Origin of the sequence: Microbispora sp. H11081 (assembly GCF_012999535.1) — a bacterium.
Taxonomy (GTDB): Bacteria; Actinomycetota; Actinomycetes; order Streptosporangiales; family Streptosporangiaceae; genus Microbispora.
On sequence record NZ_JABBWV010000017.1, the window covers coordinates 1 to 13,145 of the forward strand.

The window sequence follows — 13,145 nt, forward strand, 5'->3', positions numbered from 1 at the left end:
GCTTGGTGCCGTCGATGCCGATCCCCAGCGCCACGATGCAGGTGTGCTCGCCGAAGTGCACCCCGTCCAGCATGAGCGCGGCCAGATCCAGCCCGGACAGGTCGGCCGACATCAACTCCGCCAGGGCACGCTCGGTGGCGGCGACGAACCGTCGGGAGATCGCCGACTTGGACGTGCCGGTGGAGGAGCGCTCGACGGCGCCGCCGACCGGTTCAAGCCCGAGCCGGTAGCGGCGGGTCGATAGCTTGCCGAGCATCTTGCCGAGCGCCATCTCATTGAGGATCTCGGTGGAGGAGAACAGTTCATAGGCCGGGATGGCGACCTCGCCTGCGCCGTCTGCGCTGCGTACCCGGGGGCGGCGGATCGGCAGCCTGCGGCCGCCCAGCACCACCGGCCCGGCGTCGCTGCCATGCCGGACCGCGATGCGGTCGGGGTTGTGCTTGCCCCGGGGACCGCACAGCGCGGTGACGTCTTCCTCCAGCATCGCGAACATCACGGCCAGGCCGGACTGCACGGCCAGCGCGAGCAGGCCGTCCTTCATCGAGGCGGCGATCTGCTCCATGGCCACGCTCACGGTATGCGGAACGGCCACGTCTTCGGCGGCTTGCTGGGCGCGTCGGCGGTTGTTCTGGTAGGTCTTGCTCACGGTCCCCGTCTCCTTACTCGGAGTGATTTGGCGATTGCTCGAGACCTACCACCAGGTAGGGCCCGAGGCGGGGACCGCCACTTCAAGTTCTACGAGCTACGGGATAACCTCCGAATCCCCGACGACATGAACGGCGACCTCGACACGCTTGCCGGATACCGCGCGGAGGTGCACGGAGAGGAACCACGACTGTCCGGCTATCCGACGGCAGCAGGCCGAGCTGGACGGGCTCGTGACGACCATACGACGGTGGCTGGACCAAGGGGTGTTGCACGGACAGATCGGCGTGGCCGCCCGGTCGAACATGCTCGCCGACCAAGCCATAGCGAAGCTCAAGGCCACCGGCATCCCCGCCGCCACCCTCGCCAAGAAGCACACCGAGAAGGAGGTGGGCGTGGGCACCATGCATCGGATGAAGGGCATGGAGTTCCGGTGCGTGGCGGTCATCGGCGTTAGCGAGCACGGCGTTCCGCCCGCCTCCGCCATCACGCCTGCGGAGGAGGACATCCTCGCCCACGAGCAGGACCTTCAGCGCGAACGTTGCCTGCTCTTCGTGGCCTGCACACGTGCACGAGAGGAGCTGGTCGTCTCCTGGCACGGCAAGCCCAGCTCGTTCCTGCCCTCCTGGTGAGCAATCGGCCCGGCGGAATTGACCTCCCAGCGGCCGGACGTGGCAGAGGCGTGGATTTCCTACCGGACGGAGGACGGAATTGTCCGCCACTACTAGGTGGACGGCCGGGAGGTCGCGCCGGAGGACGACTGACGACCGGCGTTAGCGGGGGACGATCGGCAGGGTGATGTAGGAGTCGGGGAAGATCTTCTGGTGCTGGACGACCAGGTCGGCGTCGGTCGCGTCCGCTCGGCCGGTGCCCGTGTTGCGGTCGAAGCGGGGGAAGTTGGAGCTGGAGATCTCCACCCTGATCCGGTGGCCGGTCTTGAACACCTGGCTGGTGGCGACCAGGTCGATGGTGAAGATTCCTGACGGCTCGGCGACGCGGACGATGCCGTCGATGACGCTCATCGCCCGGCCGTCCGGGTACACGTCCACCAGCTTGGCCGTCCAGTCGGTCGAGGCGGCCGAGGTCTCCGCACGCAGGGTCACCGACACCGGGCCGGTGACCTCGACGTCGGAGGCGAGCACCTCGGTCGAGTAGCAGAGCACGTCGGGCCGCCGTTCCACGTCGCGCTGGTCCTGCGGGCCGACATTTGTGACGTCGGGCAGCAGGGTCGGCCCGCCGGTCGTGGGCACCGGGTCGCGCGGGTCGAAGGTGAAGGTCGCCGGCTCGTGAGTGGTGGGCGGTTCGGGGGAGAGCAGGCCGCCGGTGTGCAGGAAATACGGGGTGTCGACCGCGCGCTCCAGTGGCCAGGCCGCCTCGTCCCGCCAGACGTCGTCCCCCATCACGAAGATCTTCACGGCGGGGCCGGTGTCCTCGCCCTTCAGGAACGCCAACTCTCGCTGCTCCTGCTGGATCGCCTGCGCGGAGGCGGCGCTCCCGAAGAAGAGCCGCCCGGTGCCCGCGGCGCCGGGGGTGAGGTGGGACCACGGTCCGATCACCAGAGGGCCGCCCAGGCGGCGGTGGTTCTCCAGGGTCCCGCCGAGGAACAGGTCGAACCAGCCCGCCACGTGCATGACCGGCACCTCGACGCGGTCGTGACGCAGGGTCTCGGCCAGGCCCTCCCAGTAGGCGTCGCGCTCCACGTGCGAGGTCCATTCGCGCCACCAGGGGATGCCGGGGATGTCCCCCACCGGCAGGGTGCGCGCCGCGGCGTCCTGGTCGTGCAGGACGGGAAGGACCGCGGCGAGCCCCGCGTCGACGTCCTCGCCCGCCTCGGCGGCGTGCGTCAGGCCGAGCATCGTCTGGAACGCGCCCCAGTTGAGTGCCGAGCCCAGCGCGAAGGCCCCGCCGTGATACTTGAGCCCGTCGTAGAAGTCGTGCGGCGTCATCGAGGCGACCACGGCTCTCAGCCCGGGTGGGCGGGTCGCCGCCGCCTGCAGCGCGCATCCGGCGAGGTAGGACATGCCGGTCATCACGACCTCGCCGTCCGACCACGGCCGCGAGGTGATCCAGGCGATCGTGTCGTGCCCGTCGGCGCCCTCGTCCGCCCACGGGCGGAACTCGCCGTCGCTGCTCCCGCGTCCCCTGCAGTGCTGCAGCACCACCGCGAACCCGGCCCGCAGCGCGGGGGTCACCGGCGCCGTGCGGAACGAGTCCTCGCCGTACGGCGTGCGCATGAGCAGCGTGGGAAACCGGCCGTCGCCGGCGGGCCGGTGGACGGTGCCGCGCAGGACGGTGCCGTCCCGCATCGGCATCGGGACGTCGTGCTCGACGGCGACGGGGAGCGGGGAGCGGTCGAGCTTCGGCATGAGCGCTCCTCAGGTCAGGGCGTACGCGTCGTAGCGCACGGCGGTGGCGGCGCGGGCGGCCGAGGCCACGGCGAGCGTGCGGTTGAGCCACAGATACCGGGCGTCGCCGGTCTCGAAGCGGCAGAACAGCCGGAAGTAGTACTCCGACGGGTCGACGTCCTCGCCTCGCGCGAGGCGGCCGAGCACCTCGGGGGCGCCGTGCCGCACCCCGCTGGTGGTGATGTAGACGTACGCCCCGTCGTGGGTGCGCAGCGTGTAGCGGGTGTCGATGCTGATCATGCCGTCGGCGTGCACGACCTGCCAGTCGGCGCCGCCCGGCAGCACGGACCCCGACAGGCGGGGTCCTTCGAACGTGCCGCCTGCGATGTTGACCACACGGCGGTGCCCCCACTGCGAGTCGCCGAGGTCGAGCACGGGGTCGAGCTCCACGTGGAACGTGGCGAGCGGCTCCAGGTTCACGACGCGGCGCTCCGATCGGTGCTCCGATCGACGCTCCACGAGGGTTGTTCGCTGAGCGACGCGGGGTCGAACCCGGCCGTCCGCTTGTAGGACGCGGCGATCTCCGCCCGCTCCGCGTACGGGATGACCTGTTCGATGTCGTCGAACCCGCCGGGTGCGCGCTCGTGGGCGAGCTTCATGACGACCTCCGGGCCCATCTCGCGGTTGGACAGCTGCAGCGCCGTGGTCACCGGGCGGCGCAGGTCCTCGTACGCCGCGAGGTCGCCGCGCGCGAGGGAGTACGCCAGCACCCGGGCGTCGATGATCGCCTGGGATGCGCCGTTGGACCCGATGGGATACATGGCGTGCGCCGCGTCGCCGAGCAGCGTGACGCCGCCGAAGGTCCAGCGGGGGAGCGGGTCGCGGTCCACCATGGGGTACTCGTAGGCGGTCTCGGCTCCGGCGATGACGCCCGGCACGTCGAGCCAGTCGAAGCGCCAGCCGGCGAAGTGCCTGCCGATCTCGGCGAGGTCGGCGGGGCGGTTCCAGTTCCCCCGGTCGGGGGCCTCACCGTCCAGCGGGCGCTCCGCGATCCAGTTGATCAGCGTGCGGTCGCCCGCCTCGATCGGGTAGGCGACGAACTTCTGCGTGCCGTCCCCGGCCATGATCATGGATCGGCCGGTCAGGAACGGCTCGCCGTAGGTGACGCCGCGCCACAGGACCAGGCCGTTCCACGGCGGCGGGCCCTCGCCGGGGTAGAGATGGGCGCGGACGGCCGAGTGGATCCCGTCCGCGCCGATCAGCAGGTCCTCGTCGCCGGGGCCGGTGATCCGGCTGCCGGTCCTTACGGCGTCCGGGCCGAGCCGCTCGGTCACCGCCTCCAGCAGGAGCAGCTGCAGCCTCCCGCGGTGGACGGAGTACTGCGGCCAGGCGTAGCCCGCGGCGAGGCCCCGGGGCTCGGACCAGATGGGCGTGCCGTACCGGTTGAAGTAGGCGAGTTCGGCCGTGGCCACGCCGATCCCGGCCAGCCGGTCGGCTAGGCCCAGCTCGGTCAGCTCCCGCACGGCGTGGGGGAGAAGGTTGATCCCGACGCCCAGCGGCCGGATCTCGGGTGCGGCCTCGTGCACGGTCACGTCCTCGAACCCGGCCGCGTGCAGGCTCAGCGCGGCGGTCAGCCCGCCGATGCCCGCTCCGGCGATGACGATGTGCACGTGCGCCTCCGGGCGACGAGAACTTGTTACAGCCGTAACAATATTCACGGCCTCCGAACGGCTGCGCAAGACTTGACGGGTGAGCAGTGAGCGCGACAACCGGCCCGGCCTCGGCGTGAACCCTCCGCCGGACGCGCCGCCGGACCTGCCGCCGGACCTGCGGTACGCCGCGTACGCGCGGGAGCGCCTGGCGGCCATGTCGCCTCCGGCCGACGCCGAGGCGTTCACGCTGGCCTACCACCTGCTCCAGCTCGCCTCCCTGCTGGTCACCGACCTGGAGACCCGGATCCACCGCCCGCGCGGCCTGACGCTGCCGGGGTTCCGGCTGCTGTTCAAGCTCTGGCTGCTCGGCCCCACCCAGCCCGTACGGCTCGCGGAGATCTCGGCGATGTCGCGCTCCGCTGTGACCAACGCCGTCAACACGCTGGAACGAGGCGGACTGGCCGAACGCCGCCCGGTGCCGGAGGACGGCCGGGCGGTGGTGGTCGCGCTCACCGCCGAGGGCGAGGCGGCCGTGCGCGCGGCCTTCGCCGAGCAGACCCGCAGGGAGCAGGAGTGGTTCGCCTGCCTCGGTCAGGCCGAGCGCGAACGGCTGACCGCCCTGTTGTCGCGCATCCTGCGGGACCGCCCGGCGGACCTGTGACCCGTCAGTCGCCGCTCCGCCGGCTCGCGGCGTCGGCGAGCAGCCCGAGCCCGACGCCCAGCATCCACACGTCCTTGCTGATGCCGATGCCGGCCTTGCTCGGCCAGATGCTGCCGGGCTTGCGCAGGGCGGGCGTACGCAGATAGAGCGCGACCAGGCTGCCGGAGAAGCCCGTGAGCGCGGCCCCGGCGACCGCGGCCGGCACGATCGGCGCGAGGAGCGCCACGCCCGTCGCGATCTCGGCCGCGGACAGCAGCTTGAGGAACCGGCGGGGCGGAACGGACTTCAGGATCGGGAAGGCGGCGGCGGCCGTGCCGTGGAGCCCGGCGGCCTGCTCCTCGCCGCCGTTCCACTTCTCCACGCCGGAGTGCAGGATGTACGCGCCCGTGGCGACCCGGCCCGGCATCTCTCGTGCCCGCATGAGCTTCATCGGCGGCTCCGTCCGTTGCGATCAATATCATCCGCTCTGCGACGATACCGGCCCGTCTGACGGCGGTCAGGCCCCGGGGTCGTCATCGTTCACGACCTGGTCGAGCAGCTCCAGCAGGTGGTGGTAGGTCTCGCCGGTGGCGCGGGTCATGCCGATCTCGCACGTGCGGTTGACCGACGCGTGCGCGGCGAAACCGCCCTCGGCCACGGAGGCGGCCTCGGCGCGGGTGGCGGAGGCGGTCAGCTCCGGGTGCAGCATGCCCCGGTCGCCGGCGAAGGCACAGCACTGCCAGCCATCGGGGACGACGACCTCCTTCGCGACCGCCCTGGCGATCTCGGCGATGGCGGCGTCGAGGCCGAGCCGGGTGGATGAGCAGGTCGGATGCAGGGCCAGCGAGGCCAGTCGGCGGCCCTCCGCCGGCTGCGGCAGGCGCGGCAGGACGTGCTCGGCCACGAAGGTCACCGCGTCGACCACCCGTACGGCGGGGGAGGCGGCGGTGCCCTCCCCGGCTGCCGCGGTGACGAGCCGTTCGAACCCCTCCGTGCAGGAGGCGGCGTCGCTGACCACGGGAATCCGGCCGTCGCGGGTCACGTTGAGCAGCGTCTCCCGCACCCGGCGGCCCATCACCTCGTAGCCGTCGCCGAAGCCCTTGGAGGACCAGGGCGTGCCGCAGCACAGGTTCTCGACGCCCTCCGGCACGTGCAGCCGCAGACCGGCCCGGGCGGCGAGCCGCCGCACGGCGGCCATGACGCCGGCCCCTCCGTCGGCGGGGGCGAACAGGGTGTTCAGGCACGACGGCACATACACGGCGTCGGCGTCCCGAACCGGCGCGGCCCGCCGGGGCGTGCCACCGCGCGGCAGGTCGCGGGTCCACTGGGGGACGCTGTCGGGGCCGCCCACGGCGCGGGCCGCGCGGCTCGCGCCCTCCACGAGCCCGGCGGGGGCCGCGGCCGCCGCGTCCATCGCGAGATCCATGGCCCGGGTCACCGTGCCCCAGTGCCTGGCGGCGGCCTTCCAGCCCGCCCGCGCCGCGCGCCCGTGACGTTCGCCGCGCAGGCGCTTGGTGAGGTCGCCGGTGTTGATCAGCACGGGACAGGCCGTGGCGCACATGCCGTCCACGGCGCAGGTGTCGACGGAGTCGTAGGCGTACTCCTCCTCCAGCCGCCGCGCGAGCGCGTCGTCGCCCGCCGCGCGGGCCGCGGCGATCTCGCGGCGCAGCACGATCCGCTGGCGCGGGGTCGTGGTGAGGTCCCGGCTCGGGCACACCGGCTCGCAGTAGCCGCACTCCACGCACCGGTCGACCTCGGGTTCCACGGTGGCGACGATCTTGAGGTCGCGCAGGTGCGCCCGTGGGTCGCCGGTGAGCACGACGCCGGGGTTGAGGGTGCCCGCGGGGTCGCACAGCCGCTTGACCTCCCACATCACCTCGAACAACTCGTCGCCGTACTGGCGTCGCACGAACGGCGCCATGACGCGTCCTGTGCCGTGCTCGGCCTTCAGGGTGCCGCCGCGGCCGAGCACGGCGGCGACCATCTCCTCGGTGAACCGCTCGTAGCGGTCGAGGTCCACGTCGAAGCGCTCGTTGAGCATGAAGTGCAGGTTGCCGTCCTTGGCGTGCCCGAAGACCGCGCTGCGCTCGTAGCCGTGCCTGGCGAACAGCGTCGCGAGGTCGTCGCAGAGGTCGGCCAGGGCGGGCACCGGGACCGCCACGTCCTCCAGCAACGCCGTCGTGCCGCTCGGCCGGGCGCCGGCGACCGCCGCGTACAGGTTCTTGCGGATCCGCCACAGCGCCGCCCGCCCGGAGGCGTCCCCGCTGAGACGGGCGGGGGCGGCGAGGTTCAGGCGGGCGAAGACCCGCGCGGCCTCGGCCTCGCGCGCGGCGAGCGGCTCCGGGTCGGACTCCTGCCACTCCACCAGCAGCGCCGCGTGGTCGCGCACCTCCATCGTGCGCAGGACGTCGTCGGCGTACGGGTCGGTGGCGGCGACCCGCAGCGACTCCGCGTCGAGCAGTTCGATGGCGGCCGGCCCCGCCGCGACGATCTCCGGCACCGCCGCCATCGCCTCCCGCATGGCGGGGAACACGACCAGGCCTGTCGTGGCGAGGCGGTGCGCGGGCACGGTCCGCAGCACGGCCTCCGCGACGAACGCGAGCGTCCCCTCGCTGCCCACGACGAGGTGGGCGAGGATCTGGGCCGGTGAGTCGTGATCGAGGAAGCTGTTCAGGCCGTAGCCCATGGTGTTCTTGAGGGAGAACTGCGCCTCGATCCTGCGCACCGAGTCAGGGTTGCCGCGGACGCGGTCGCGCAGCCGCGCCAGGCCCTCGGCCAGGGCGGGTTCGAGTGCGCGCAGGCGCGCGTCGGCGTCGGGCGCGCCGGTGTCGACGACGGTCCCGCTGGGCAGCACGAGGACCAGCGACTCCAGCGTCCGGTAGGCGTTGGCGTGGGTGCCGCAGGTCATCCCGCTGGAGTTGTTGGCGACGACCCCGCCGATCGTGCACGCCGCCTCACTGGCCGGGTCGGGGCCCAGCTTGCGGCCGTACGCGGCGAGCCTGGCGTTGACCTGCCGCAGCACGGCGCCGGGCTGCACCCGGGCGCGGGCCCCGCCGTCGAGCACCTCGATGCCCCTGAAGTGCCTGCGGGTGTCGACGAGCAGGTGCTCGCTCACGCCCTGCCCGCTCAGGCTGGTGCCACCGGACCGGAAGGTCAGCGGCAGGCCGGTCCGCAGCAGCGCCGCCACCTGCGCGGCGCTTTCCGGCACGAGGACGGCCTGCGGGGTCAGCAGGTAGTGCGAGGCGTCGTGCGCCATGCCGAGCCGGTCGCTCGCCCGCGCACGGACGATCCCCGGGACGGCCGCCTCCACCGCCGCGAGGACGGCGGGGTCCGGCGGGGTCAGCCGGCGCGCTTCGGCATCGGTAAGGCTCATGATCTCAACGCTTCCGTCCGAGGCGCGGACGCGCCTCTATCGCCGGGGGTCGATGTGGATCTTCGGGCCTGGGCCGGCGCCCGCAGGGCGCCGTCCGGCCAGGACCTCGGCGGCGTCGCCGAGCCCGACGGTGGCCCCCACGAGCGGATGGGCGTCGACCGACCCGTCCGCGTACGCCTCGATCGTTCCGGCCAGCCCGCCCGAGCCGCTGAGCACGCCGACGACGGTGACGTCCTTGAACACGAGGTCGCGGGTGTCGACGCGGCTGGGGGAGGCCGCGATTCCGATACACACTACCCGGCCCGCGGGCCTGACCAGGTCGAGCGCGAGCGCGGGGAGATCCGCCGCGTTGGAGGCGTCGACCACGGCGTCCCACTGCCGGGCAGGCAGACGGGGGCGGGTCCACACGTCGCGGAAGCCGAGGTCGCGGGGCAGCCGCAGGTCGGGCTCTTCGCGGCCCAGCAGATCCACCTCGGCCCCCCGCGCCCGCGCGAGCAGCGCGACGAGCAGGCCGATCGTGCCGGTGCCCAGCACCAGCAGCCGGTCGCCCGGCCCGGTGGCTGCGGCCCGTACGGCCCGCAGGGCGTTGGCGCCGGGCTCGACGAGCGCGCCGAGCGTCGCGTCGAGCGTCTCCGGCAGCGCGTGCAGGGCCCATGCCGGTACGGCGAGCCGCTCGGCCAGCCCGCCGGGAAAGCCCATGCGGATCCCGATCTCGGCCCGGTCGGGACAGACGTGGCGCAGGCCGGCCCGGCAGAGGCGGCAGTCGCCACAGCCGAGCATCGTGTCGCCGGTCACGCGGCGGCCGAGCCAGCCGGGGTCGACGCCCTCCCCGAGCGCCGTGACGACCCCGCACCACTCGTGGCCCGGACGCAGCGGATACCAGGCCTGGCCGGAGTGGAGATAGCTCATCGCGCCGCTGAACAGCTCCAGGTCGGTGCCGCAGACGCCGGCCCGCTCGACGTCCACGACGACCTGTCCCGGCGCGGCGACCGGCGGCTCCACGTCCCTGACCTCCGCCCTGCCGGGGCCGGTGATGACGAGCGCGCGCACGTGCCGTCCCTAGCTCGGGGGCAGGACGACGGGAGCGGCGGGCGCGCCGTCTCCCCGGCGGGGATCGCGGCTCATGACCGCGGCGGAGCCCAGTAGGGCGTCGCCAGGCCGCGTACGCCCACCCTGGCGGTGAACAGGCGCCCGGCCCCGGGGTGCCGGGCCGGATCGGCGCCGCCGCCGGCCGTGGTGATGACGAGGACGTCGAGGTCAGGCCCCGCGAAGGCGGGGCAGGTGACGTCGGGCGCGCCGACCTCGACGACGGCGAGCAGGCGCCCGCCAAGATCGCGGCACTCGACCCGGCCGCCGCCGTAGACGGCGATCCACAGGTTGCCGTCGGCGTCGGCGCACATCCCGTCGGGCATGCCGTCGGCGAGCCTGAACAGCTCCCGCCGCGGCCCGGCCTGGCCGGTGACCGGGTCGTACGCGCGCTCCCACACCACGCGCGGGACGCTGTCGATGCTGTACAGGCGGTCGCCGGAAGGGCTCCAGGCGAGGCCGTTCGACAGGGTCAGGTCGTCGTCGAGCAGGACGCAGCCCGTGCCGTCGAGGCGGGCCAGCACGTCCTGGCCCTCCCGGTCGTCCAGCGCCATGCTGCCGATCAGGAAGCGCCCGGCCGGGTCCACGGCTCCGTCGTTGAGCCTGCTGCGCACGCCGGGCGGCAGCACCCGGGCGAGCTCGGTGCGGCGGCCGCCGGCGTCGACCCGGGTGAGGACCTCGCGCTCGGCGACGAGGAACTCGCCGTCGGCGGAGACGGCGACCGCGCCCACGGTGCCGCCGAAGGTGTGGGCCGTGGTGGCGGTGACGGCGCCGGTCGCGAGGTCGAGCCGTCCCTCGTGCACCGTCCCCGCGTCGATGTCCACCCACAGCAGGCGTTCCCTCGCCTGATCCCAGACGGGCCCCTCGGCGAGGGCGTACGCCTCACGGCAGGCCTGGACGGCGGCGAACCTCGTGGTCATGAGACCGCCCCGGCGGCGCGTACGGACGGCGGGCCGCAGGGGACCGCCCGCGGCGGAGCGAGCGGGAGCGCGATCATAGCCGGGATACTAGAGCCGTTTTCGGTCCGGAGAAAAGGGACTCACGGGGACTTTTCGATTGTGGTGAATCCCCTAGACCGGTGAGAGCGGGGACGTCACGCGCCCGCCGTCACGGCCTTCAGTTCGTGGAACGACTCCCGGACGAGGCGCGACAGGTCAGGCTCGCCCGGGTCGCCGATCCAGCGCTCGAACGAGATCTTGAACACGGCGATCCCCGCCTCGGCGGCCAGGCTCGCGGCCGGTTCCGGCACGCCGCGCCGCCGCAGTGCGCCGGCGAGCGCCGCGGACAGCGCGGCGAGCTTGATCAGCTCCCGTTCCAGCAGTTCGGCGTTGGCGGCGATCACGGCCTGCCGCCGCAGGGCGCTCTCGCGGCGCTCCTGGAAGAGGACGCCGACGCTCTCGACGGCCGCGGCGATCGCGTCGATCGGCGCCGCCGACTCCGGCGCGCCGGTCACGGCGTCCACGAGGTGCTCCCGCAGCGCGTCCGAGCCCCCGAACAGGACCTCGCGCTTGTCGGCGAAGTGCCGGAAGAACGTGCGCTCCGTCAGCCCCGCCCGCCTGGCGATCTCCGCCACCGTCGTCTGCTCGTATCCGCGCTCGATGTAGAGATCGAGCGCCGCATCGGCGAGACGGCCGCGCGCGTTCGGCTCCCATCGACCCATGCCGGTGATCCTACCCTGATGACAGTCGCTGACATCGGTGCTAGCTTGATGGCAGTCACTGACATCGCGCTCGGCCGGGGCTGGGTTTCCGCTCCGGAGAGCAATCCACCACTTGGAGCGCGCAATGCGGGTTTTCGTCACCGGAGCGTCCGGCTGGATCGGCTCCGCCGTCGTCCCCGAACTCATCGAGGCGGGTCACGAGGTCGTCGGGCTGGCGCGGTCCGACGCCTCGGCCGCCGCACTCGCCAGGGCCGGGGCGCAGGTGTGCCGCGGCACGATCGACGATCTCGGCACGCTGCGGGACGCGGCCGCGGCCTCGGACGGCGTGATCCACCTCGCCTTCAAGCACGACCTCGCCTTCACCGGCGACTTCCAGGGCGCCACGGACGCGGACCGCCGCGCCGTCGAGACGCTCGGGGAGGCGCTGGCGGGCTCCGACCGGCCGTTCGTCCTCGCCTCGGGGCTCCTCGGCATCATGCCGGGACGGCTGGTGACCGAACACGACATGCGGGAGTCCGGCGACGGCCCGGCGTCCCGGCATGCCACCGCGAGCTGGACGCGCGACCTCGCCTTCCGCGGCGTCCGCTCGTCGGTGCTGCGGCTGGCCCCGACCGTGTACGGCGAAGGAGACCCCGGCTTCATGGCGGCCCTGGTCGGCATCGCCCGCGCCAAGGGCGTGTCAGGTTACGTCGGCGACGGGTCCAACCGCTGGCCCGGCGTGCACCGGCTCGACGCGGCCCACCTGTTCCGCCTCGCGCTGGAGAAGGCCCCGGCGGGATCGGTGCTGCACGCGGTCACCGACGAGGGGGTGCCGATCCGGGACATCGCCGGGGTGATCGGTCGCAACCTCGGCCTGCCGGTCGTCTCGGTCCCCGCGGAGGAGGCGGCCGGGCACTTCTCCTGGCTGGCCGGCATGGTCGGCGTCGACGCCCCGGCGTCCAGCGCGCTCACGCGTGAACTGCTGGGATGGCAGCCGGTGCGGCCGGGGCTGATCGACGACCTCGACAAGGGCCACTACTTCCGCGCCGGGTGACCGGCCGCCGGCAGGGCGCGCCGGTGCGGGGGCGTCAGGGCCGGGGGAGCGCGATCGAGGTCGCGATGAGCCCGTCGCTCACCACCCACCGGCCGGACAGGACGCGGGTGCCCAGGGCGGGGTCGCCGGCCAGGAGCCGGGCACTGAACGAGCCGGAGGCGTCGATGTCCACGACGGCCTCGGAGAAGTCGAGCCAGCGGCGGGTCAGCGGGAACCAGACCTTGTAGACCGACTCCTTGGCGCTGAACAGGATCCTGTCCCAGCAGATCTTGGCGTCCGCGTCGTCCAGTGCCCGGAGGGCGGCGATCTCCCCGGGAGAGGCGACCGTGGGAAGGACCTCGGCGGGAAGCGGCGCGTGCGTCTCCGCGTCGATGCCGACGGCCCGCGCCTCGTCGGCGGAGGCGACGGCCGCGGCCCGATATCCCGCGCAGTGGGTGATGCTGCCGACCACGCCGGCCGGCCAGACAGGGGCGCCCCGCTCACCGCGCGGGATCGGCCCCGGCGGCACGCCGATCCGGCCCAGCGCGAGCCGCGCGCAGTGGCGTCCGGTGACGAACTCGCGCCGCCGCCGGTCGACGGCCCGCGCGATGAGCGGCCGTTCCTCCGGGAACAGCGAGTCCTCCGGGGCGTCGCCGAAGCTCTCGGCCGACGCCACCCACGGGGGCAGGATCTCGTTGATCATGCGGCGGTCCCGGGCGCCGCGGACGTCCC

Annotated in this window: 12 protein-coding genes and 1 pseudogene; 3 read left to right on the top strand and 10 right to left on the bottom strand. The window is 73.4% G+C overall.

The window, feature by feature from the left end:
* A pseudogene (locus tag HHX31_RS29395) lies at positions 1–646 on the bottom strand (IS256 family transposase); the annotation flags it as partial.
* Between the two features lie 232 nt (positions 647–878).
* On the opposite strand from HHX31_RS29395, the gene HHX31_RS35855 reads away from it, so the two are divergent.
* Positions 879–1,277, top strand: coding sequence for a 3'-5' exonuclease (locus HHX31_RS35855; protein WP_311932294.1), 399 nt, complete (start codon positions 879–881; stop codon positions 1,275–1,277).
* A 141-nt stretch (positions 1,278–1,418) separates the two neighbouring features.
* Here HHX31_RS35855 and HHX31_RS29405 read toward each other — a convergent pair whose 3' ends face one another.
* From HHX31_RS29405 to HHX31_RS29415, 3 genes are read right to left on the bottom strand one after another with little or no spacing between them, the layout of a single operon-like run.
* Complete coding sequence (locus tag HHX31_RS29405; RefSeq protein ID WP_169952294.1) at positions 1,419–3,011, bottom strand: CocE/NonD family hydrolase; 1,593 nt, start codon at positions 3,009–3,011, stop codon at positions 1,419–1,421.
* A 9-nt stretch (positions 3,012–3,020) separates the two neighbouring features.
* A complete protein-coding gene (locus HHX31_RS29410; RefSeq protein ID WP_169952296.1) occupies positions 3,021–3,470 on the bottom strand; it encodes a DUF3237 domain-containing protein in 450 nt (149 codons plus the stop codon).
* Entirely contained in the window at positions 3,467–4,660 is a 1,194-nt protein-coding gene (locus tag HHX31_RS29415; protein ID WP_169952299.1) for a flavin-dependent oxidoreductase, read from the bottom strand. The genes HHX31_RS29410 and HHX31_RS29415 overlap by 4 nt, the downstream gene beginning before the upstream one ends.
* Positions 4,661–4,739: 79 nt before the next feature.
* On the opposite strand from HHX31_RS29415, the gene HHX31_RS29420 reads away from it, so the two are divergent.
* Positions 4,740–5,303, top strand: a complete 564-nt coding sequence (locus HHX31_RS29420) for a MarR family transcriptional regulator (protein ID WP_311932295.1) — start codon at positions 4,740–4,742, stop codon at positions 5,301–5,303.
* Positions 5,304–5,307: 4 nt separating this feature from the next.
* Here the strand turns inward: HHX31_RS29420 and HHX31_RS29425 are convergent, their stop codons facing one another.
* From HHX31_RS29425 to HHX31_RS29445, 5 genes are all read right to left on the bottom strand, one after another.
* Positions 5,308–5,733 (bottom strand): hypothetical protein, encoded by a 426-nt coding sequence (locus tag HHX31_RS29425; protein WP_169952301.1) that lies wholly within the window; start codon positions 5,731–5,733, stop codon positions 5,308–5,310.
* 66 nt (positions 5,734–5,799) lie between these two features.
* Entirely contained in the window at positions 5,800–8,655 is a 2,856-nt protein-coding gene (locus HHX31_RS29430; protein ID WP_169952303.1) for an FAD-binding and (Fe-S)-binding domain-containing protein, read from the bottom strand.
* Positions 8,656–8,691: 36 nt separating this feature from the next.
* Positions 8,692–9,705 (bottom strand): alcohol dehydrogenase catalytic domain-containing protein, encoded by a 1,014-nt coding sequence (locus HHX31_RS35860; protein WP_169952305.1) that lies wholly within the window; start codon positions 9,703–9,705, stop codon positions 8,692–8,694.
* Between the two features lie 71 nt (positions 9,706–9,776).
* Complete coding sequence (locus HHX31_RS29440) at positions 9,777–10,661, bottom strand: SMP-30/gluconolactonase/LRE family protein (RefSeq protein WP_169952307.1); 885 nt, start codon at positions 10,659–10,661, stop codon at positions 9,777–9,779.
* Between the two features lie 173 nt (positions 10,662–10,834).
* Complete coding sequence (locus HHX31_RS29445) at positions 10,835–11,401, bottom strand: TetR/AcrR family transcriptional regulator (protein WP_169952309.1); 567 nt, start codon at positions 11,399–11,401, stop codon at positions 10,835–10,837.
* A gap of 124 nt (positions 11,402–11,525) precedes the next feature.
* Between HHX31_RS29445 and HHX31_RS29450 the strand changes: the two genes are divergently transcribed.
* Positions 11,526–12,434, top strand: a complete 909-nt coding sequence (locus tag HHX31_RS29450) for an SDR family oxidoreductase (RefSeq protein ID WP_169952311.1) — start codon at positions 11,526–11,528, stop codon at positions 12,432–12,434.
* 34 nt (positions 12,435–12,468) lie between these two features.
* On the opposite strand, the gene HHX31_RS29455 is transcribed toward HHX31_RS29450, so the two are convergent.
* Positions 12,469–13,116, bottom strand: coding sequence for a 4'-phosphopantetheinyl transferase (locus tag HHX31_RS29455; RefSeq protein WP_169952313.1), 648 nt, complete (start codon positions 13,114–13,116; stop codon positions 12,469–12,471).
* Positions 13,117–13,145 lie beyond the last annotated feature (29 nt).

Excerpts from the sequence above, each read along its gene's own strand:
- HHX31_RS29445 (WP_169952309.1), bottom strand. The coding sequence starts at position 11,401 with ATGGGTCGATGGGAGCCGAACGCGCGCGGCCGTCTCGCCGATGCGGCG.
- HHX31_RS29405 (WP_169952294.1), bottom strand. The coding sequence starts at position 3,011 with ATGCCGAAGCTCGACCGCTCCCCGCTCCCCGTCGCCGTCGAGCACGAC.
- HHX31_RS29430 (WP_169952303.1), bottom strand. The coding sequence starts at position 8,655 with ATGAGCCTTACCGATGCCGAAGCGCGCCGGCTGACCCCGCCGGACCCC.
- HHX31_RS29455 (WP_169952313.1), bottom strand. The coding sequence starts at position 13,116 with ATGATCAACGAGATCCTGCCCCCGTGGGTGGCGTCGGCCGAGAGCTTC.
- HHX31_RS29440 (WP_169952307.1), bottom strand. The coding sequence starts at position 10,661 with ATGACCACGAGGTTCGCCGCCGTCCAGGCCTGCCGTGAGGCGTACGCC.
- HHX31_RS29450 (WP_169952311.1), top strand. The coding sequence starts at position 11,526 with ATGCGGGTTTTCGTCACCGGAGCGTCCGGCTGGATCGGCTCCGCCGTC.
- HHX31_RS29425 (WP_169952301.1), bottom strand. The coding sequence starts at position 5,733 with ATGAAGCTCATGCGGGCACGAGAGATGCCGGGCCGGGTCGCCACGGGC.